The sequence below is a fragment of the Variovorax sp. OV084 genome, from assembly GCF_900111625.1.
Classification (GTDB): domain Bacteria; phylum Pseudomonadota; class Gammaproteobacteria; order Burkholderiales; family Burkholderiaceae_C; genus Variovorax.
Map to the genome: position 1 here is coordinate 23,672 of NZ_FOII01000033.1, position 20,264 is coordinate 43,935.

The following is a 20,264-nucleotide window of genomic DNA, read 5'->3' on the forward strand; positions in this document are numbered from 1 at the left end:
GCATCACCCGCATTCTTCTCTTCGTGAGTACGGAAGGCCAGCGCAACGTGAACAGTCCCCTCTTCTCCAGCTTGACCCTGCCCAACGGCAGCGTCGTTCCCAACCGCATCGCCAAGGCGGCCATGGAAGAGAACATGGCGGCCGTCGGGCAGTTGCCCGGGCCCGCGATCTTCGAGCTTTACAGGGCGTGGGCAAGCGGCGGCACCGGCCTGATCATCACCGGCAACGTGATGATCGACGGGCGGGCGTTGACGGGGCCTGGCGGCATCGTGCTCGACGCCGGAACGGCCATCGAGCCGTTCATCGAGTGGTCGAGGGTCGCGCGCAGCCGCGGTGCGCAAGCGTGGATGCAGATCAACCATCCAGGCCGGCAGGTGCGCGCCAACATGGGCGAAGAGGCGTGGGCGCCGTCTGCGGTTGCGCTCGATCTTGGCAAGCACAGCAAGCTGTTCGCCATGCCGAAGGCAATGAGCGAGGCCGAGATCGCCGAGATCATCACCCGCTTTGCCGACACTGCGACGGCGGCAGAACGCGCGGGCTTCACCGGCGTTGAAATCCACGCGGCGCACGGCTACCTGATCTCGCAGTTCCTGTCGCCATTGACCAACCGGCGCGACGACCGTTGGGGCGGAAGCCTCGCCAACCGTGTGCGATTGCTGCTCGAGGTCGTGAAAGCGGTTCGGACGCGTGTCTCGCCGGGGTTCTGTGTCGCGGTGAAACTCAATTCGGCCGACTTCCAGCGGGGCGGGTTCTCGGAAGACGATGCGCGGCAAGTCATTCTCTGGCTGAACGAGTTGCCAGTCGATCTGGTCGAGTTGTCCGGCGGCAGCTACGAAAGCCCTGCAATGCAAGGCGCCACCGCCGACGGCCGCACGTTGGCCCGCGAGGCGTACTTTCTCGAGTTCGCATCGAAGCTCGCGGCCGTGGCGAAGATGCCGCTGATGACGACGGGTGGCATCCGGAGCATGGCGGTGGCAGAGAAGGTCATCGCAGGCGGCGTGGCCATTGCCGGCATGGCCACCGCGCTCGCACTCGTGCCCGATCTGCCCGCACAGTGGCTGGCAGGCAAGCACCCGACGGGCGACACCACCCCTGTGCGCTGGAAGGACAAGACCATGGCCGCACTCGCATCGATGGCAATGGTCAAGCGCCGGCTCTGGGCGCTTGGTGAAGGGCGATCGAATCGGCGGGCCTATTCGCCGCTGGTCAGCACGGTCTTGATGCTTGCAAGAACGCAGCGGCTCACGCGCCGCTACCGGCAATGGCGAGGCGAGACAAGAACAAGTCGACCTGGCTTTCGTCCGTTGCCCATGAGGTGACCAGGCGGATCACGGAGTGGCCGTCGCCCGCCCTTCCCCACACATAGAACGCGAAGTCTTTCTGCAACGCAGCGATCACCGGGTCCGGCAGGATGGGGAACACCTGGTTGGTCTCGGTATCCGCAGCCAGTGCGTGGCCCGCCGAGGTGATGCCGGATGCGAGCTTTGCCGCCATGGCATTGGCGTGCTGCGCCATCGACGTGAACGCCACGTCACCCGAAAGACCTTGAGGGCCACGAATGCCTGGCATTCGTGGGCACTCGCTCGCCGTCGACCGATTGGCGGTTCCTGCGCGATGGCCGTGAAATCGCCATCCCAGCGAGCGGCAGACTGCAGGCGAACAACGCCAACGCCCTGCTCGCCGCCGCGCTTGTGGAAGCTTCGTCTGCCGGCCTGGGTGTGGCTCTCAGTCCGCTCGTGCTAGCGGCTGACGATGTGGAACGAGGAAGTCTCTCGGCACCTGCCGGCTTTGACCCTGACGGCAGTCACCATGGGTTGATATGGCTGGGATCCACTCGCAGAGTGGCTGCAAGCGCAGTTCAGTCGCCTGACTCCACACCACGAGTTCTGACAGTGGCCGCAACTACGAGCAGGTATAGCTCGCCGCTGAGCCGATGTCTCCACTGGTGTAGGTGATTTTCTTCGGGTACACGCAGATGGGGCGAGTTTTCGTCGGGGCACCGCCAAGGGTCTGCAGGGCCAGGGCATCCGGAGCGGTGCCTTTTTCCACCCACGCCGTCAGTGCGTCGTAGAACTGGGTCGGCGTGAAGTAGGGAACTTCCGCTGCCGGGTTGGACGTTCCGTTCGGATCGCCATGGCCGGCACCTGGCACCAGATAGAGTCGATAGAAGCCTTGGACATCGCTCAACCCGCCGTTCCTGGCGACCACGCTGTTGTAGTAGTTGACCGTCCCCTGCGCCATGATGAGCTCGTCGGCCAAACCATGCCAGGTCAGCATCTTGCCGCCGCGATTCTTGAACGCGGAGAGGTCCGGGTTGTCCGTGTTGATGTTTCCGAACTGCGGCTGCAGCGTCACGCCGCGGTCGTAGGCATTGCTCAACTGCGCGTAGCTCAGTTGCTTCCAAAGCGACTGGCCGTTGCCGGTCGCATTCACGAACGAAGGGTCGCCGATGGTCGAGTTCTGCAACTCGAGCGCCACCTGATCAGACGCGATGGGGAATGCACCGTTCGGGCTGGTCAGGCCGTTCAGACCAAAAGAAGCGAACATGGCGCCATACAGCGAAGTGCCGCGGCTCTGTCCGTACCAGCGCTGGTTTGCGGAGCCAAGCAGCGTGGAGGACGAAGCCGCAGACCAGCCGTTGTCGGTCGCTGGCGACGGTGCCGAGCCGTCGGCGGTCATGCCGTACCAGACCTTGTTGATGGCCGTGGCTTGTGCTTTCGTGACGCACGCGCTCGTTCCGTTCGTTCCACCGTCGGATGTGCAGAGAACCGTGAGATCTGTCGTCGGGTCGTACGTACAAGACGCAGGGTCGAGCGCATAGCCCAGGTGCTGGCCGGCCACCACATCGCATGCGGCAATGGCAGCGTTGGAAACCAGATCCTGCTGAGCTTGCGTCGGTGCAACACCACCCAGGTCGCGCTGGAAGACGATCTGCGGATACAGCTCAGCGGTGATGAACCTGCTCCAGTTGATGGCTGGATAGTTGGCGATGATGCCGTCGAAGTCGGTGGGGTTGTTCTGCGCCAGATTCAGTCCCTGGCGTCCACCCGTCGAGCCTCCCTCCCAATAGGCGTACTTGGCCGGCGTTCCGTAGTAGGCCGCTGCCAGTGCTTTCGTCTTGACGGCCTGTTCATGAATGCCTCGGCTCGCGAAGTCGGTCCACAACGTCTTGTTGATGGTGCCGTCCGGGTTCATTGCGAACGAGCCGCCCGCGAGCGAGGAATGCCCGGTATCCGTGGTCGATGAGACAGCGCCCTCCTTGCCGGCCACGTTGGCCGCGTCGCTGCTCGCAATCGCTGCCGCACTGCCGGCGACACCCCCTTGCCAACCACCGCCTCCCAACGCATGAATGCGCGAATTCCAGGCTGCTTTCGATGGCAGCCAGATCTCGATGCCGATGCCGGGCGACGTTGAAGGGGCGCCTTCGGGTCCAGGGTTTCCAGGCCCCACATTGAGCTTGACCATGCAGACGTCGTTGGCAGCCACCGGCGTTGCCGCCGTCGCCGCGCCACCCAGGACGAGGGCGTCTCCCTTCTTGAATGACTTGACCGCAACAACACTGGTGCTGGCGTCAGGCTTGAAATTGGCCTTGAGCGTGTCATCACATGTCAGCGCCGCTGGGCCTGACGGGGGCGGCACCGTGGCGACAGGCGGGTTGTTGACTCCGATGAAAGGAAGTGTGTTGTTGTTGCCGCCACCACCGCACCCACTGGCGAGAACGGCTGCAACGATTGCGGAAACTGCCAAAGGCTGATGAGTTTTCATGTGTCTCCTTCAAGTTAGGGCCAGCTGCAAGAAAGTGCATTTTTTTGCCCACCTTCGAGTGCAACATGAACTATTAGGCATCTCCCACAAACTTCGCTTGTACGGGTTATCCCGTCGCTAGGGAATACGCCGTGCAGTGGCTGTGAGTGAAGCGACTCAACAAAGCAGTCTGGATTCGGCCTTTTTCGTCATCAGCGTTCAGAAATATAGTGCACATCGTTGTCGGCAATGCCCTTGCGCTGGCGGGGCACGACTACGTTCCGACCTACTGGAACGTGAGCGTCTTTGACCCGATGGGCGAGTTGTCGCAAGTCCAGGACAAAGCTGGAACGACCATGGCTCCCTCGAGCGCCGGCAGAACGTGGCGATTGCCTCGAAAAACGAGCGTTTGAATTCCATTTTTCATGCCAATGGAAGGCACACGTTTCAGTAAACAATCAACGCGCAAGGTTACCGAATGACACATGGGGTCCGCATCGCTCGCAAGAACCGAATCTCTTGCGAGCGATGCCGGGCGGTGGGTGCGAACGCGACCCCCGAGGGTCGGCGAGACAGCAACGGCGTGTGATCGACATCGAAATTCAAACCGCCGTTGGCGTCGTACCCCCATGTTCCCTTTTCCCCTGCGGCTGCTGCATGCCGCAATGATTCCCCTGGTCCCCGCGCTGATGGCGCTGGCGGCACTGCCGGCGCAGGCCGCCGACACGATGAGCAAGATCCGCGAAACGCACACGATCGTGCTCGGCGTGCGCGAAGCCGTGCCGCCCTTTTCGTTCGTCAATGCGCAGAAGCAGCCAGTCGGCTATTCGATCGATCTGTGCCTGCACGCGGTCGAGGAGATCAAGCGCGAGCTCAAGCTTCCCGACATCAAGGTCCAGTACAAGCTCGTGGCCGGTCCGGAGCGCATTCCGAAGCTGCTCGCCGGCGAAATCGACCTCGAGTGCGGCTCGACCACCAACACGATGGCGCGCCAGGACAAGGTGGACTTCAGCTACACCTTCTTCGTCGCCGGGATGCGCGTGCTGACGAACAAGAGCCTTCACGTGGAGACGGTAAAGGACTTGAAGAACATGCCGATCGCGCTGGCCAAGGGTTCGACCTCGGAGAAGCTTTTCAAGCAACTGGGCGACGGCGAGCTGCGCGACGCGAAGTTCACCACCTACGACAACAACGGCGAGGCCTACAAAGCCCTGAAGGAAGGCAAGGTGCAAGCGTTTGCGCAGGATGATTCGCTGCTGCAGGGCCTCGTGTCGAACGACAAGGGGATCGATACGCTCAGCCTGAGCAGGCTTGCGCTGTCGGTCGAACCGTACGCAGTGATGGTGCGCAAGGGCGACACCGCGTTGCTCGCGGCGGTCGACCGGAGCCTCTCGCAGCTGTACGCCAGCGGCGAGATCAATGCGCTCTATGACAAGTGGTTCAACACCCAGACGCTCACCATCAAGATGGGACGCCTGACACGCGACAGCTTCGTCCGGCCGAACAAGCAACCCGGCGTCGCGATGGTGCTCGGTCATTCGATCTGAGACAAACCGCCCGCCAGTGAAAGACCTCGGCGCACGGGGCGCTCTCCGGTTCCGCCTTCGGGCCGTGTGCCTGGGCCTGCTTGCAGCCGGCGCGGTCGACACCGCCTGCGCGCAGAACGCGATCAAGGCGGTCGCAAGCGCCATGCAACAGGGTGTGGAGGTGATCCAGATCGACCTGGCACGACCGCTCGCCGCCGTGCCCAGCAGTTTTTCGGTCGCGAGCCCCGCGCGCATCGCACTGGACTTCCTTGGCGCCACCAACGATGTGGGGCGCGCAGCCATCGAAGTGAATCAACCCAACCTGCGCTCGATCAATGTGGTGCAGGCCGGCGAGCGCAGCCGGGTGGTGTTGAATCTCCGGCAGCCGGTGCCGTACACGGCAGAGCTGCAAGGCAATTCGGTGCGGGTCACGCTTCAGGCGGTTGCCGTTGCCGTTGTCGAGCCACGGACGGTGGAGACGCCCGCGCCCGCGCCGGCCGATGCCGCGGCAGCGCCTGTTGTTCGCAGCAGTCCGATCACGCTCAATTTCTCCAACGCCGACATCGAGGCCGTGGCGCGCACCATGGCGGTGGTGACCGGGCGCAATGTGGTGGTCGATCCGCGCGTGAAGGGCACGATGGACCTCGTGACCGACCGCGCCGTGCAGCCAGCCGCCGCCTTCAACCAGTTCGCCGCGGCGCTGCGCCTGCAGGGCTTTGCGGTGGTGGAGGCCGACGGCCTCTACAAGGTGGTGCTCGAAGCCAACGCCAAGCTGCAGAGCGTCGCCGTGAACACCTCCATCGGTGCCGTGCCAGCATCGGCAAGCAACCAGGTCGTCACCCAGATCTTCAGGCTCAACCACGAGTCGCCCAACGCCCTGATGCCGGTGCTGCGTCCGCTGATTCCGCCGAACAACACCATCAACGTGAACCCGGGCAGCAACTCGCTCGTGATCACCGACTACGCCGACAACATGCGGCGGCTCGCACGCATCATCGCGGCACTCGATGTGCCGAATGCCTCCGATGTCGAGGTCATCCAGCTGAAGCACTCGATCGCCACCGACCTGATTCCGCTGGTGCAGCGGCTCATCGATGGCGGTGCGTCGGGCGCACCGAGCGTCAGCGAAGCGCCGGGCGGCGCCGATGCATCGTTTCGCACCACGCTGCTGGCCGACCCGCGCAGCAATTCGGTGCTCATGCGCGCGGCCAACCCGGCGCGAGCGCAGCTCGTGCGCACGCTGATCGAGAAGCTCGACCGCCCGCCCGCCGAAAGCAGCAATGGCGCTGCCGGCAACATCTATGTGGTCTACCTGAAGAACGCCGAAGCGGTGCGCCTGGCGGCCACGCTGCGCGCCGCGATGGCGGCGAACCGGCCATCGGGCACCACGGGCGCGGGTGCGGGTGCGGCTGACGGCAGCAGCGCCGTGCCACAGCAGGCCACGCAGAACAGCACGGGCGGCCAAAGCGGCTCGCCAGCCGCCAACCAGCCCTCCACCGGCGGCCAGATCCAGGCCGACCCGACGACCAACTCGCTGATCATCACCGCCCCCGAGCCCCAGTACCGCCAGATGCGCGCCGTCATCGACAAGCTCGATGGCCGGCGCGCGCAGGTCATGATCGAGGCGCTGATCGTGGAGGTCAGCGCCAGCAAGGCCGCCAACTTCGGCGTGCAGTGGCAAAGCGCGCTGGGCAACAACGGGGTCATCGGCACCAACTCCAGCCTGAACAAGACCAACATCTTGGCGCTGACCCAGGCGCTGGCCACCCGCAATGCCGCCGGGCTGGCCTCCTCGATCCAGCCAGGGCTGAACCTGGGCATCGCCGGCAAGATCGGCGGCCAGTACATCCTGGGCGCGATCGCCAACTTCTTCAACAGCGATGGCGATGCCAACGTGCTCTCCACGCCCAACCTGCTGACGCTGGACAACGAAGAGGCCAGGATCATCATCGGCCAGAACGTGCCCTTCCCTACGGGCTCGTACGCCAGCACCTCGGGCTCGGTGGGCGTGAACCCGTTCACCACCGTGGAGCGCAAGGACGTGGGCTTGACCTTGCGCGTGCGCCCCACCATCAACGAGAACGGCACGGTGCGCATGACGATCTTCCAGGAGACCTCCACGGTCGACCAGAACTCGCTGACCAACGTGAACGGCCCGACCACCAACAAGCGCTCGATCGAGTCGAGCGTGCTGGTGGAGGACGGCGGCCTGGTGATGCTGGGCGGGTTGCTGTCGGACACCTACAACAACAACATCGAGAAGGTACCGCTGGCCGGGGACATCCCGGTGCTGGGGAACCTGTTCAAGAACGAGAACCGCACGCGCACCAAGAGCAACCTGATGATGTTCCTGCGCCCGGCGGTGATGCGCGATGGCGCCTCGACCGAGGCCTTCGCCTACGACCGCTACGACGAGATCCGCGGCCAACAGCTGCAGACGCAGCCCAACACCGACAACATCATGCTGCGCGGGGTGAACGCCGCGCCGGTGCTGCCCGATACGCGCAAGCTTGCGCCCGGCTCCCCGCGCGGTGCGCTGCCGCCGACGGCCGATCCGGTCAGCGCACGGGAGCTTCCGTAGGGCAGCAAGCGGAGGTGTTCAGTGCCATTGAAGGCCGGCACAAGATCGCCAACTGGAAGGGCGGCAAGAACAAGCAGTCGAGCGCTGCGTCGATATGTGAAGCACCCCGCACGGTCTTGCGCATGAGCGATGCGGGGATGAAGCGACGGGGTTCAGTTGCTGTACAACGCGCCCCGGCCGGTGCCGCTCACGTAGATGCGTCCGTAGATGTTCTGATCTGCCGCCATCACGCCGATGCCGCCGAACTGGTGAGCGTCGTCGTTGAAGCGAGTCCAGGTGACGCCAGCGTCATCGGAGCGGCACACACCCCACACGCCGTTCACCACGCCCACCACATAGACTGAGGCCGAGTACGCCCCACCAGGCGCTGCCTTGCCCAAGGCCACCAAGGTGGCGCCCTGGACGTCGGGCCACGAGTTGCTGCCCATGATCGACGCAAACTGGCTCAGCTTCGTCCAGGTCGCTCCTGAATCCACCGAGTGGTACATGGCGTTGCCGTCGGCCAGCCAGAGCTCGCCTTCGACGTTGGGGTTGACCGCCAGCGAGGTGTTCGTGAAGTAGTTGGGGGCCAGCCCCGCGTCCACCGAGCCCTGGCTCAGCGTGAACGTGTGGCCGCCATCCGTCGAGACGTAGACCTTGCCCGGCGTGCCCCACCAGTGGCCGCCGGAATCGTAGGCATAGACCTTGTTCGGCTTCTTGCGATCTGCGACCAGGTGGTAGGCGCGGGGGAAGATGGTGTCGATCGCGGGCAGATCGGTCGGCACCCAGGTGGCTCCGTTGTCCGTGGTGTAGGACGGCACCGAGTAGCCGGGCGCCCAGACCGCCCTGTTGCGCGCGGTGACGGCGATGCTCGCTTCCCCACCCTTGTTTTCCGCGACGCCCTGCGGGTAGGTGGCGAACTTCGCCCAGGTCTTGCCGCCATCGCCGGACCAGACGCCGTAGCCGGTGCTGTTGCCCAGGACGACGCCGATGGTGGCCATGTATTGCGGATCGGACCACGCCATGTCGGCGGCAAAGCCGTTGCTCCAGCTGGTGGCCGGCGTCAGGGTCGGCTTGGTCGCGAGGTTGGTGTGCACCCAGGTGCCGATGTCGCCCGTACTGTTGATCACGGTGTACGTGGCGCCGGCCGGCGGCGTGGCCAGGCCCAGGACGGCGGTCTCCTCGATGCCGTCGTTCAGCTCGTTCCAGCTCGGCGTGGCCGAGGAAGCGTCGCGCGTTTCCCAGACCCCGCCGCCATGGCCGTACAGGATGTGATCCCGGTCGGCAGGATCGATCTCCATGTCGTCGGGCCATCCCCAGAAGGGCGCATCGGGTTCATTACGGCTACTTGGAAACGAACAGCCCCAGTTCGGAAAGATCCGTGAGGGTGCTGTCGCCGTTGTTGGCTGTGATGTTGAGCCGGTAGTAGCGATAGGAGGCCGGATTCGCGATCGCATAGGTCTTCAGTTCCAGGCGGTAGTCAAACACCTGGTCGTTTTGCGTGTCCAGCGTGGTCCAGGTGACGCCGTCGTTGGAGGCCTGGAACTGCCAGTCCTTCGGATCGCGCGGGACCGGGTTGGTGGTGCTGGTGATCGCATAGCGCTGGACGCGCTCCGTATGGCCGAGGTCGTACTGCAGCCAGCCGGTCGTGCCCACGTAGAGCCATTGCGACAGCGAGTTCCGGTCGAAGGCGCGTTTCGCTTGGGTCGCATTGCCCGCGCTGTCGCTTGCGGTGCCGCCGGTGGCAACGTTCACCATCGGACGGGCCGGCGTGGCGCTGTCCATGGGAGAACGGCCGCTCGTTCCGGCGGAGTTGCTCGCCGTGACGGTGTAGTAGTAGGTGGTGCCATTGACCACGGAGGTGTCCGCATAGCTGCTGCCCGTGACGCCCGACGCGATCGTCTCGTAGGGTCCGCCGCTGAACTCGGAGCGGCCGACCGTGTATCCGTTGGCGCCGAAGGACGCCTGCCAGCGCAACGGGACGGTGCCATCGCCCGGCGAGGCCAGCAGCATGGCGGGCGCCGCCGGGATGACGCTCGGCGCACCACCGTCGCCGCCGGTGATCTGCACGTTGCTGAAGGTGGAACTGTTCAGGCCACCATTGGCGACCGAGGAGACCACCAGGCCGACATAAATCGTGTCGGGAACGGGGGCGTCGATGCGGCCGACATCGGTGGCGGCCCAATTGGTGCCGTCGGGAGAAACGTAGCCGGTGATGATGTTCCCGATGCGCTCGAGCTTCACCCAGTACGAGGCCGTGGCGCTGGCGATAGCCATGGCTTTGGTCCCATAGTTCGAGCCACCGTACACGGCGAGTTTCTGCATGTTCTGTCCGGCGTCGCCTCTGCTGGCGATGGCCATCCAGGCGCGCGGAGCCCCTGGTTCCAGACTTGTGCGCATCATCACGCCCGCCCTTGCGACCGGACTGGTGTTCTGCACCGACTCGACTTTCGCGATGATGGCGCTGTTGCCGGCGAGGGCCTTGTAGGTGAAGTGGCAACCGTCTTGGGTGCCCCACAAGATATCGTTGCCCGCTCCCTGAACGATCCACTTGCCGTCGGCGTAGGTGGCCGTTCCGGCCGGGCTGGCGCCCCCGATGTCGGCATTGCTGAATCCCGAGGTGATCGAGGCGGTCGAAGGAATGGGCAGCGCCGGCGGCGGTGTCGCCTTCGACGTGTCGGCGTCCTTGAGGAACATGAAGCTGCTGCCGTCCACCGGCATTCGGAGGCGCCTCTGCGCGATGAAGGGGGCCTGGAGACCCTTGCGCAGGACGTAGGCGCCATAGATCTGGGTCAGCGCCACGCTCCCGCCATTGGCGCCGTCCCAGCCGTGCCCGGTGACGTCGGTGAGGTAGTAGCGATCGGTGGTGCCGAAAGGAAGCGCTGCCGTGGGCACGCGCTCGTTCACTCTCGCGAAATACTCACCCGCGGCCAGCAGGCGGTTGTCGAAATCGGAATAGATGTCGATGCCTTGGCTCCAGAGCGCCTCGGCGAGCATGGTCAGTGACTTGAGCTGCCCATAGGCATGCCCCTGGTCGCGCAGCGAGTCGCCGAGCATGCCGATGTCGTTGGAATTTCGCAGCCCGATGTGGGCCAGCGTGCGGGCCTGGTAGACGACCTTGTCCAATGCCTCGATGTCGTCGTTGTAGATCGCCATCAGCCCAAGCGCGGTGAGGGACAGTGCGCCCTTGTTGGCGGCGCCGAACGAGCTTTCGCCGTAGGGGTTCGCCGCCGGCATCAGGACGTCCTTGAAGTACTTCTTCACCGTCGCCGTGTCGGACTCCTTCCAGCCCGGCCATGTGGCGCGCAGGATTTCCGCGCCGCCCACGAACTGGAGCGCGTAGTCGCCCAGGTCGAGCATCGACTCGCGACCCGAGAACTCGGTCTGGGTGGTGGCCCACCCAAGCAGAAACTTGCGCGCGTTCTCCGCGTATCGCTCGTCACGGGTGAAGTACCACATCAGCGAGAGATTCGAGATCGCGACCATGTCGTTGCGCCAGGCCCAGAGATTCTCGTCAGGGGCGCGGCTCACTTTCGCGAACGGGCCATGCCCTCCGTAGCTGAGCCTGGACATGGGACTGCCCGCCACTTGCTCGAAGCCGGACGTCCATGGCTCCCTGCCCTGGTCGACGTATGCCTTGAGCGTCGCGAGATCCGAGAGGGTGACCCCAACACCGGGGTGCTTGATAACGCGGGCCACCGGGGTGTCTCCCGGGGCGGCGGGGACTTCGGAGGTGACTCCCGTGGTGGCGGGAGTCTCCGGTGTGCCTCCCGCGACAGCTGGGACCTCTGGGGTGCCCCCTGCGACAACAGGGACCGTAGCGCCTGCCTGGAAATTTTCCGAATCTCCGCCCCCGCAACCCGGGAGCACGACCGCGCTCAACACGAGCAACGCAGCAGCAAAATCAGTTTTGTCAAACATGGGAGCCGTTGGTTAATGCGCAGAAAAGTCGCGTAGCCCGGCACGGGCCGCCAGCTTTCCTGGAGGCGCTGATTTCATTGACAAGCCCGCGATCCGCCTTGAAGGCCTTTCGGCTCGCGAGGCTGACTGATCCTGGTGTTCATCCAGGAAGAGGATGTAGAACCGGGGCGCCTTCCACATACATGGTGGTCGAATACGTCGCCGTCGGATCAAGTGCAACTCCAGCGTCCGATCGCTACTTCAAGGCCGCACCGCCTCGCGCAAGGTACTGGCCCGACAGGCGGGCGAACTGGCCTCCGTCCGTGCTGATCGAGGTCTGGTGGCTGCCGCCTGCGCTGAAGACGATCCCGATGGTGTGCATTTCGCCGTACTCCTGGGTATTGCGCAGCATGTAGTCGACGTGGTTGTCGCGGTAGTGCTGGTCGGTGCCGCCGGGTGTATCGGAAGGCACTCCCATCGGCGTCTGCCACCACAGGATCGGCAGGCCATTGCCCAGTGCGGCACGGTAGTCCGAAATCTGCTTCTGGGAGTCGTGGAAGTTCGGACTGGTCTTGTTGCTTGCGTCCCAGTAGAACGTTCCGGTTCGGCCCCTGCATTCGTCGGGCGGCGAGTCCGCTTCCCAGCAGCCCGCGTCGCGGTCGCTGGTCTGGGCGACGATGAAGTCCGCCTTGTCTGCCCCGACCACGCGCATCTGCGCGCCGATCTCGGCAGCGGTGCCGCTCCAGAAGGAGGGCGGGAATCCCACCAGCGCCTTGGGCGCGATCTGCCTGCCCATCTGCACGAGGCATTGGCCGAGGCCCGCGGCGGTGTTCGGCAGCCCGGCGCATTCCGGCTGGTTGTTCACGACGGCCGGAATTTGCGTCGCATCGTGATCGGGCCTCTTCGACGCAAGGAATCCCCAGAAGTCCGGCTCCAGGTTGATCAGAACGGGCCCGCGCAGGTCCGCAATGAGCTGGTACATCAGCCGCGTCTGCCCCCAGTATTTGTTCATGAAGGCCGCGTCGTTGATGCCGCTCAGATCGCCCTGCATCTGGTAGAGCGTGAACATCGGAATCGCGCCGTAGGCCTGCTTGGCCTGCGCGGTGTATGTGAGGTACGCGCCGTCGGGACTGTTCCAGGTAGGCCAGGCGCCTGCGCCAGTGCCTACCAGGTAGGTGTCCACGATGTCCGGGTGAATGTCCTGTTTCTTCATCTCGTCGATGGAACCGGAGCCGAGCCCGAACAGCACCCGGGCGGGCTTGCCGAGCCTGGCCACCAGTGCTGTGGTCGCTGCGACGGGCGAAGTGCCCCCATCTATGCCGCCCCCTGTGCCGCTCGCGCCGCCTGTGCCACCGCCACTTTGGCCGGTGCCATTGCTGCCTTGGCTGCCACCGCCCAGACCGGACAGGCCGGCCAGGCCACTGCCCTGGTTGCCGCCACCCCCACCGCCGCAGCCAGACAGGAGCACCAAAAGCATCAGTGCGGAAACGCATCCTCGGGGAAACATCATCATGGGAATGATTTTTTTGAGATTGAAGAGAACCAGCCGCCCCACGCGTTGCGTACTTCGCATGCGGGGGAATACTTTTGTCGTGCATGGCCAGCATGCATGTCGCAGGCTCGGGCCCGGATGCACTCGCCGACCACGCCATGAGGCGCACGATTCATGCCTCAGACCCCGCCGGAGAAGAACGCGCCAATTGATCCCGGAAAGTGACGCGGAGCGTCGCTTCGGATTCATCGTGTGACAAGTTATGGCCAGCTCTTAAGTGGAGTCCGACAAAAAAGGAAATACCGGCGCATCAGGCCTAACATCAACCAACACTTGTGCATTACAAGGCGCTCCATTCACGATGCAGCGATCGACGGAGTAGAGCAACCAAGACTTCATCCCTTGCTTTTTGAATGCGTCGAAAATCGAGATTCACTCATTCATTTTTCATAGGAATGGCGTTGTTCTCTCACGCGGGCGCGCAGCCTCTGAACGCTATGCACTGGATGCTGGCACCCAATCCCGATGACTGAGCTTCTCCACAGCCATGTCGGCGAGCCGCTCACGCAACACGCCGAACGGCACCTGACATCCCCGGAAGCGCGAAGCTGATTCGCTCGATGTCTCGCGAGGGGTGCTCGCCTGACAACGCGTGAATGCATTGATCAGGTGATGCGGCTCTGTCTTGACCAACAGTGGCGCGTGCCGCCCAAGCGACGGTTGGATTTCTCCGAAACGGCGAAACGTGCAGCGCGGCAGAACCTTGCGCTGCCCAACGTGGTCGTCGAAACGCGCTCGGTCATGGCCCTCAAGAGCTTGATCGGCCACTTGGGTTTTCTTGGGGCGACGGTGATCGGGCCCAGGTCGGTCTCGCAATGCCATTCGGTCGTGCCGTCGGGCCGCACCATCAAGGCCACTTCGTTCACCGCGCTCCGGGTTGAAGCTATCGCCCGGAGCAGGCGCTCAAAAGCGCATCGTGCTTTTCACCCTGGCCGTCGACAGGCTCGATCCTCTATTTAGCGCGTTCGACTTCTTGGCAAAAAGCCGTTCGCACAAACCGCGCAGCCAGCGATTCGCCGGGTCCTGGTTGTAGCGCGCGTGCCAGTGCTGCTTGACGGTGAAGGGCGGCACGGGCACCGGGCAATCGAACACGGCGAGCCCGTTGGTGCGGGCCAGCGTCTCGCCGATCTGGCGGGGCACTGTGGCGACGAGGTCGGTGGTCGAGACGATGGCGGCCAGGCCCAGGAAGCCGGGTAGCTCCAGCAGGATGCGCCGTTCGACGCGGTGCCGCAGCAGCGCTGCCTCCAGCAGTTGCACGCCCGTACCGCCGACGATGCCGATGTGCGCCTCGGCCTTGTAGTCGCGCAGGCCCATGCCCTTCGAGCCGACGCGCGGGTGCCGTGCATTCACCAGGCACACCCAATCCTGCGGATACAGCACCTGTTGGTAGAAGCCTGATTCGAGCCAGGGCACCAGCCCGATCGCGAGGTCGGCCTGGCCGGACTGCAGCGCTTGCCCGGTCTGCTCGTCGATGCGCGCAGCCTCCAGGCGAATGCCGGGGCCCACGGCGCGCACGTGCGCCAGCAGTTGCGGCAGCAGCGTGATGTGGCTGGCATCCGTCATGCAGATGCGAAAGCGCCGCGTCGCGCTCGACGGGTCGAACACTTCCGGCGGCGCGGCCACGCGGCGCAGCGCCGCCAGGGCCTCGCGCGCCGGAACGATCAGTTCTTCCGCGCGCGGTGTCGGCTGCATGCCTGCCGCGGTACGCACGAACAGCTCGTCGCCCAGATGCCTGCGCAGCCGGCCCAGCCAGTTGCTCACCGTCGGCTGGCTCTGGCCGAGCTGGTCGGCCGCGCGCGTCACGCTCTGCGTGGTGTAGATCAGGTCGAACAGGCGCAGCAGCTTGAGGCTGAGCAGGCCCGCGCTCGCATCGAGGTTGTCGTCGTCCGCATTCATTTCAAAACGGAATGTAGACCATTCACTCCATGTCATGGACGAAATGTTCGTCGAACCCTATCTTCGACGCATCCCTTCGAGACACTCCTTCAAGAGACAGGCATGAAAATCTACTTCCTGGGCGCCGGCGCCCTCGGCTGTGCCATCGGCGGCACGCTCGCCGCCGGCGGGTCGGACGTCACGCTCATCGACCCGTTCCAGGCGCACGTCGACGCCATCCAGCGCGACGGCCTCCTCATGAAGGAAGGCGACTCGGAACGCCGCATCAAGGTGCGCGCATCGACCAGCATCAAGGGTCTGCCGCCGGCCGACCTGGTGATCGTGCTGGTCAAGTCCTTCCACACGCGCTCGGCCATCGAAGGCGCGCTGTCGATCGTCGGACCCGACACCGCACTGATGTCGCTGCAGAACGGCATGGGCCACGAGGAAATCCTGGCCGACGTCGCCGGCCGCAAGCACGTGCTGGCCGGCAAGACCTACGTCGGCGGCGTCCTGCTCGGCCCGGGCCGCGTCATTGCCGGCACGCGCGGCAAGCGCACGGTGATCGGCGAACTCGACGGCAGCGTGAGCGAACGCGCCAGGGCCATCGCGGCCGAATTCGAGCACGCCGAACTCCCTTGCGAGGTCAGCGACAACATCCTGGGCGTGATGTGGGACAAGCTGCTCATCAACGTCTCGACCGGCGCGCTGAGCGGCATCACGGGCCAGGTGTACGGAAGCCTCTACGCGGTGCCCGAGATCGAGGCCACGGCCATCGCCGCCGTGGCCGAGGCCATGGCCGTCGCGCGGGCCGTCGGCGTGAAGCTCTCTATCCAGTCTCCGCGCGATGCATGGGTGATGGCCGCCGAAGGCCTGCCCTACGAGTTCAAGACCTCCATGCTGCAGAGCCTGGAGAAAGGCTCCATCACCGAGATCGATTTCATCAACGGCGCGGTGGTGCGCGGCGGGCTCCTGCACAACGTGCCGACGCCGGTCAACCAGACGCTGGTTGCGGCCATCAAGGGCATCGAACGCCGGCTGGAGGCGAAATGAGCACGCCGCGCGCCTACGTGGAGCACGTCGCCATCTGGGTGAAGGACATCCACTGGCACATCAAGTTCTTCCACGACGTCTGCGGCATGACGATGCGCGAAGTGCAGGGCACGCTCGAAGAGCCGGTGCAGTACTGGACCCTCGGCGGCATGCAGTTCATGGCCAAGCCCGACTACGCAGGGCCTGAAGGCCGCCTCGGCCATCTCGGCGTGATGTGCGAAGACCTCGAAGCCGCACTCGCCGCCGCACAGGCCTTCGGCGTGACCGAAATGCCGCAGGGCCGCAACTGGCTGCGCCTGCCGGACGGCCTGGCCGTCGAATTCATCCAGGCCAGCGCCGGCGCCGTGGCACGCGCGCTCGCCATCGATCCCCGCGCCTGAAGAGCCGCTCCCCCAATACAGAGACACACACCAATGACCACCTTGACCATCGAAGACAAGTACTGGGACGACGCCGTCGTCGGCCAGGAGTGCACCAGCCCGCCCTATGAAGTGACGGAGGCGCGCGTGATGGCGTATGCCGACCTCACCGGCGACCACACCCCCGTTCACACCGACGAAGCCTATGCACGCACCACGCCCTTCGGCACCCGCGTGGCGCACGGGCTGTTCGGCCTGTCGGTGGCCGACGGGCTCAAGACGAAGAGCGACATGCGTTTCATGCCGGGCATGTCGCTCGGCTGGGAATGGAGCTTCGTCGGCCCCATCAAGCTCGGCGACACGGTGCGCGTGAAATTCCACGTCGGCAGCAAGCGCGAATCGAAGAGCAAGCCGGGCTGGGGCATCCTCGTGCTGCCGTCCGAACTCATCAACCAGCGCGACGAGGTCGTGCAAAAGGGCGAGCACCGCGTGATGGTGCCGAGGAAGCCGGCATGAGCGCGTCGCCGAAGCAAGCGCTTCCGCTGGCCGGTTTCCGCGTCGTCGACTACAGCCACTTCCTGGCCGGGCCCTATGTCGGCCGCTGCCTTGCCGCGCTCGGTGCCGAAGTCATCAAGGTCGAGCGTCCCGGCACGGGCGATGCAGGACGTCAGCATGCGTGGTTCGTCGGCGACCACAGCGGCTATTTCCTGCAGCAGAACATGGGCAAGAAGGGGCTCAGCGTGAACACGAAGGACCCACGCGGCCGGGCACTGATGAAGAAGCTGGTCGACAGCGCCGACGTGTTCGTCGAGAACTACCGCCCCGGTGCGCTCGACAAACTGGGCCTGGGCTACGCCGAACTCGCGCAGACCAACCCCGGCCTGGTGTACTGCTCGATCTCGGCGTACGGCCACACCGGCCCCGACTCGCACCGCGCCGGCTTCGGCCTCATCGCCGAGGCCAAGAGCGGCATCATGCAGATGGTCGGCAATCCGGGCGAGGCGCCGCCGCTGCTGCGCATCTCGCTCGGCGACATGTACACCGGCATCCACGCGGTCGCCGCAATCAACGCCGCGTTGCTGGGGCGGGTGAAGTCCGGCCGCGGGCAGCACATCGACATGGCGCTGTACGACACGCTGGTGTCCATGCACGAGTACGCGGTGCAGTGCTACACGCTCTCCAACGGACAGGAGGTGCCGGTGCAGACCGGGCACGACATGCCCAATTCCACGCTCTACGGCGTGTTCCGCGCGCAGGACGGCGACCTCGTGATCGCCGCGCAGGTGGACGACGCCTGGAAGCGCTTTGCCGCGCTGGTCGAGCAGAACGGCGGCCCCGCGGGTTTCGGCGGCGACAAGCGGCTGCACGCCTCGGCCGGGCGCAATGCCCATCGCGCCGAGATCCTCGAAGTGGTGAAGCCGTGGGTGGCGGCGCGGCCGGTCGCGCAGGTGCTGAAGATGCTGGACGGCATCGACGTGCCTGCCGCCAAGGTCCAGCGCATCGATGAAGTGCTGGCCGACCCGCAGATCCGCGCGCGCGGCATGGTGGTCGAGCAGAACCATCCGGTGCTCGGAAAGATCCGCCTGCCGAACCTGCCCTTCCACATGTCGGGTTGCGACACCTCGATCACGCAGGTGGCGCCCGAACTGGGCGAGCACAACGCGGAAATCGCGGCGAGCCTCGGCTTCGACGCCGCGCAGATCGCCGACATGCAGGCCGACGGCGTGCTCTACAGCAAGTAAGGAAACAGCGATGACCGACAAGTACGCCGTGATCGGCAACCCGATAGGACACACCAAGTCGCCGATGATCCATGGCAGCTTCGCGCAGGCGACCGGCCAGGACATCGACTACAGCGCGATCGAAGGCTCGCTGGAGCGCTTCGCCGACGACGTGCACGCATTTCGCAAGGCGGGCGGGCGTGGAATGAACGTCACCGCCCCGTTCAAGCTGCAGGCCTATGCACTGGCCACTGAACGGCTCGAACGCGCCGAACTCGCAGGCGCCACCAATGCGCTCAAGTTCGATGGCGACCGCATCCTTGCCGACAACTTCGACGGCGTGGGCCTGACCAACGACATCCAGAGCAACCTGGGCTTCCCGCTCGAGGGCGCGCGCATGCTGGTGCTCGGCGCGGGCGGTGCGGTACGTGGCGCACTGCAGCCGTTTCTCGCGCGACAACCAGCCGTGGTGGTGCTGGCGAACCGCACGCAGGCCAAGGCCGTCGACCTGGCAAAACAGTTCGCCGGGCACGGCCGCGTGCAAGGCTGCGGCTACGGCGATCTGGCAGGCGAGCGATTCGACATCGTCATCAACGGCACCTCCGCGAGCCTCAGGGCCGAATTGCCGCCCCTGCCCGCGCAGGCGCTGCAGGGTGCGAAGCTGGCCTACGAGCTTGCCTACGGCAAGGGCCTGACGCCCTTCCTGCGGCTGGCGCAGAACGCCGGGGTGCCGAAGCTGGCCGACGGCGTCGGCATGCTGGTGGAACAGGCTGCGGAAGCCTTCCTGTGGTGGCGCGGCGTGCGGCCCGACACGCGCAGCCTTATCGACCGCATGACCATTCCCCTGGTCTGACCCGACGAGCAGGAGACGACCCCCATGAAGATCCTCATGCTGCACGGCATCAACCACAACATGTTCGGCAAGCGCGACCCGAAGCAGTACGGCACGGTGACGTTGTCGGAGATCGATGCGCAGTTGCAGGCACTCGGCAAGGAGTTGGGCACCGAGGTCGAGAGCTTCCAGACCAACAGCGAAGGCGCGATGTGCGAGCGCATCCACCGCGGCTTCACCGAGGGCGTGGACGCGGTGCTCATCAACGCCGGTGCCTGGACGCACTACAGCTACGGCATTCGCGACGCACTGGCGATCCTCACCGTGCCTGTGGTCGAACTGCACATGTCGAACATCCACGCGCGCGAGACGTTTCGCCATCACTCGGTATTCGCCGAAATCGTGAAAGGACAGATCTGCGGCTTTGGCGTGGACAGCTACCTGCTCGGTCTGCGTGCCGTGGTATCAGTTGCCGCGCACGCGCAATGATGTTCACGTCGGTTGGTGTGTCGGCCCTCGCCTGTCTCCGCTCCGTCTGACGGGGTTGTATTGAGGACCATGATCGACGTCGTCCTCCGTGACATCGCCTGGTCTTGGCTTGCATGCGCAAGCAACCTACCCATGCGCCTCGCCACCAGTTGAGCGGCATTCCGCTCTCAAAGCCGGACAAGCCCTGTCGGGCCCAGGCAACAAGGTTTTGAAGCGAAATCCCGTTATATGTGTGAACTAGTTAATAAAAGTTAACTAGAGTTAACAAAGCATCGCCCCGCGCGACCACTTGTTACATATGCTCGCGCCCTCACGCTAGACGCTCCAGTACTGAGGGCTTGTTCGGCAAGGGCCGTTCTCCCTGATCTTGGCTTGGATTGCGTCGCTACTCCGCGGCGGCGGAATCAACCAGGAACATCATGAACAAAGTCTTTCGAATCGTGTGGAACGATGCTCTCGCAGCATGGACAGTAGCTTCGGAATTGAGTCGTGGTCATGCGAAGGCTCGCGCCACTGTGAGCGCGGCAGGCGCAGCGGTGACACTGGCTCTGGCCACGGTGTCAATGCCGGCCGCGGCGGATTGCGTGGCCACGGGTGCGGCCATCGCCTGCAGTTCGGCGGGAGGAACGCAAGGCACGACCGTCGGGACGGGA

Annotated in this window: 18 protein-coding genes; 11 read left to right on the top strand and 7 right to left on the bottom strand. The window is 64.8% G+C overall.

The window, feature by feature from the left end; all coding sequences use genetic code 11:
• Positions 1–47 precede the first annotated feature (47 nt).
• Positions 48–1,319 (top strand): NADH:flavin oxidoreductase/NADH oxidase family protein, encoded by a 1,272-nt coding sequence (locus BMW87_RS33550; protein ID WP_256217022.1) that lies wholly within the window; start codon positions 48–50, stop codon positions 1,317–1,319.
• Here the strand turns inward: BMW87_RS33550 and BMW87_RS34930 are convergent.
• Positions 1,243–1,569, bottom strand: coding sequence for a hypothetical protein (locus BMW87_RS34930; RefSeq protein ID WP_143062658.1), 327 nt, complete (start codon positions 1,567–1,569; stop codon positions 1,243–1,245). The genes BMW87_RS33550 and BMW87_RS34930 overlap by 77 nt on opposite strands.
• A gap of 2 nt (positions 1,570–1,571) precedes the next feature.
• Between BMW87_RS34930 and BMW87_RS33555 the strand changes: the two genes are divergently transcribed.
• A complete protein-coding gene (locus BMW87_RS33555; RefSeq protein WP_256217023.1) occupies positions 1,572–1,955 on the top strand; it encodes a LysR substrate-binding domain-containing protein in 384 nt (127 codons plus the stop codon).
• Here BMW87_RS33555 and BMW87_RS33560 read toward each other — a convergent pair.
• Entirely contained in the window at positions 1,903–3,765 is a 1,863-nt protein-coding gene (locus BMW87_RS33560; protein ID WP_093082699.1) for a tannase/feruloyl esterase family alpha/beta hydrolase, read from the bottom strand. The two genes, BMW87_RS33555 and BMW87_RS33560, sit on opposite strands and share 53 nt — an antisense overlap.
• Positions 3,766–4,373: 608 nt before the next feature.
• On the opposite strand from BMW87_RS33560, the gene BMW87_RS33565 reads away from it, so the two are divergent.
• Together BMW87_RS33565 and gspD are read left to right on the top strand one after the other, a co-directional pair.
• A complete protein-coding gene (locus BMW87_RS33565; protein ID WP_256217024.1) occupies positions 4,374–5,291 on the top strand; it encodes an amino acid ABC transporter substrate-binding protein in 918 nt (305 codons plus the stop codon).
• A gap of 16 nt (positions 5,292–5,307) precedes the next feature.
• Complete coding sequence (gspD, locus tag BMW87_RS33570) at positions 5,308–7,851, top strand: type II secretion system secretin GspD (RefSeq protein WP_093082702.1); 2,544 nt, start codon at positions 5,308–5,310, stop codon at positions 7,849–7,851.
• A 152-nt stretch (positions 7,852–8,003) separates the two neighbouring features.
• Here gspD and BMW87_RS33575 read toward each other — a convergent pair whose 3' ends face one another.
• From BMW87_RS33575 to BMW87_RS33595, 5 genes are all read right to left on the bottom strand, one after another.
• Complete coding sequence (locus BMW87_RS33575) at positions 8,004–9,131, bottom strand: hypothetical protein (protein ID WP_093082704.1); 1,128 nt, start codon at positions 9,129–9,131, stop codon at positions 8,004–8,006.
• A gap of 43 nt (positions 9,132–9,174) precedes the next feature.
• Positions 9,175–11,529: a discoidin domain-containing protein gene (locus tag BMW87_RS33580; protein WP_256217025.1), complete on the bottom strand. Its 2,355-nt coding sequence runs from the start codon at positions 11,527–11,529 to the stop codon at positions 9,175–9,177.
• Between the two features lie 457 nt (positions 11,530–11,986).
• The gene (locus tag BMW87_RS33585) at positions 11,987–13,207 is read right to left on the bottom strand and encodes a hypothetical protein (protein ID WP_093082709.1); all 1,221 of its coding nucleotides are present in this window, start codon (positions 13,205–13,207) and stop codon (positions 11,987–11,989) included.
• Positions 13,208–13,717: 510 nt separating this feature from the next.
• Positions 13,718–14,050: a hypothetical protein gene (locus BMW87_RS35275; RefSeq protein ID WP_177192912.1), complete on the bottom strand. Its 333-nt coding sequence runs from the start codon at positions 14,048–14,050 to the stop codon at positions 13,718–13,720.
• A 135-nt stretch (positions 14,051–14,185) separates the two neighbouring features.
• Complete coding sequence (locus BMW87_RS33595; RefSeq protein ID WP_093082714.1) at positions 14,186–15,178, bottom strand: LysR family transcriptional regulator; 993 nt, start codon at positions 15,176–15,178, stop codon at positions 14,186–14,188.
• Between the two features lie 102 nt (positions 15,179–15,280).
• Between BMW87_RS33595 and BMW87_RS33600 the strand changes: the two genes are divergently transcribed.
• The 7 genes from BMW87_RS33600 to BMW87_RS35725 all read left to right on the top strand — a co-directional run.
• Positions 15,281–16,210 (top strand): ketopantoate reductase family protein, encoded by a 930-nt coding sequence (locus BMW87_RS33600; protein ID WP_093082717.1) that lies wholly within the window; start codon positions 15,281–15,283, stop codon positions 16,208–16,210.
• The gene (locus BMW87_RS33605; RefSeq protein ID WP_093082719.1) at positions 16,207–16,590 is read left to right on the top strand and encodes a VOC family protein; all 384 of its coding nucleotides are present in this window, start codon (positions 16,207–16,209) and stop codon (positions 16,588–16,590) included. Before BMW87_RS33600 ends, BMW87_RS33605 begins: the two co-directional genes overlap by 4 nt.
• Positions 16,591–16,632: 42 nt before the next feature.
• A complete protein-coding gene (locus tag BMW87_RS33610) occupies positions 16,633–17,085 on the top strand; it encodes a MaoC family dehydratase (RefSeq protein ID WP_093082734.1) in 453 nt (150 codons plus the stop codon).
• Complete coding sequence (locus tag BMW87_RS33615) at positions 17,082–18,311, top strand: CaiB/BaiF CoA transferase family protein (RefSeq protein ID WP_093082722.1); 1,230 nt, start codon at positions 17,082–17,084, stop codon at positions 18,309–18,311. The genes BMW87_RS33610 and BMW87_RS33615 overlap by 4 nt, the downstream gene beginning before the upstream one ends.
• Positions 18,312–18,321: 10 nt before the next feature.
• Positions 18,322–19,143, top strand: coding sequence for a shikimate dehydrogenase (gene aroE / locus BMW87_RS33620; RefSeq protein ID WP_093082724.1), 822 nt, complete (start codon positions 18,322–18,324; stop codon positions 19,141–19,143).
• A 24-nt stretch (positions 19,144–19,167) separates the two neighbouring features.
• Positions 19,168–19,611 (top strand): type II 3-dehydroquinate dehydratase, encoded by a 444-nt coding sequence (aroQ, locus tag BMW87_RS33625; RefSeq protein WP_093082727.1) that lies wholly within the window; start codon positions 19,168–19,170, stop codon positions 19,609–19,611.
• A 419-nt stretch (positions 19,612–20,030) separates the two neighbouring features.
• On the top strand, positions 20,031–20,264 hold a 234-nt coding region (locus BMW87_RS35725), incomplete at its 3' end, for an ESPR domain-containing protein (protein ID WP_218149813.1).

Excerpts from the sequence above, each read along its gene's own strand:
- BMW87_RS34930 (WP_143062658.1), bottom strand. The coding sequence starts at position 1,569 with ATGCCAGGCATTCGTGGCCCTCAAGGTCTTTCGGGTGACGTGGCGTTC.
- BMW87_RS33560 (WP_093082699.1), bottom strand. The coding sequence starts at position 3,765 with ATGAAAACTCATCAGCCTTTGGCAGTTTCCGCAATCGTTGCAGCCGTT.
- BMW87_RS33565 (WP_256217024.1), top strand. The coding sequence starts at position 4,374 with ATGTTCCCTTTTCCCCTGCGGCTGCTGCATGCCGCAATGATTCCCCTG.
- BMW87_RS33575 (WP_093082704.1), bottom strand. The coding sequence starts at position 9,131 with ATGGAGATCGATCCTGCCGACCGGGATCACATCCTGTACGGCCATGGC.
- BMW87_RS33585 (WP_093082709.1), bottom strand. The coding sequence starts at position 13,207 with ATGCTTTTGGTGCTCCTGTCTGGCTGCGGCGGTGGGGGTGGCGGCAAC.
- BMW87_RS33595 (WP_093082714.1), bottom strand. The coding sequence starts at position 15,178 with ATGAATGCGGACGACGACAACCTCGATGCGAGCGCGGGCCTGCTCAGC.
- BMW87_RS33600 (WP_093082717.1), top strand. The coding sequence starts at position 15,281 with ATGAAAATCTACTTCCTGGGCGCCGGCGCCCTCGGCTGTGCCATCGGC.
- BMW87_RS33605 (WP_093082719.1), top strand. The coding sequence starts at position 16,207 with ATGAGCACGCCGCGCGCCTACGTGGAGCACGTCGCCATCTGGGTGAAG.
- BMW87_RS33615 (WP_093082722.1), top strand. The coding sequence starts at position 17,082 with ATGAGCGCGTCGCCGAAGCAAGCGCTTCCGCTGGCCGGTTTCCGCGTC.
- aroE (WP_093082724.1), top strand. The coding sequence starts at position 18,322 with ATGACCGACAAGTACGCCGTGATCGGCAACCCGATAGGACACACCAAG.
- aroQ (WP_093082727.1), top strand. The coding sequence starts at position 19,168 with ATGAAGATCCTCATGCTGCACGGCATCAACCACAACATGTTCGGCAAG.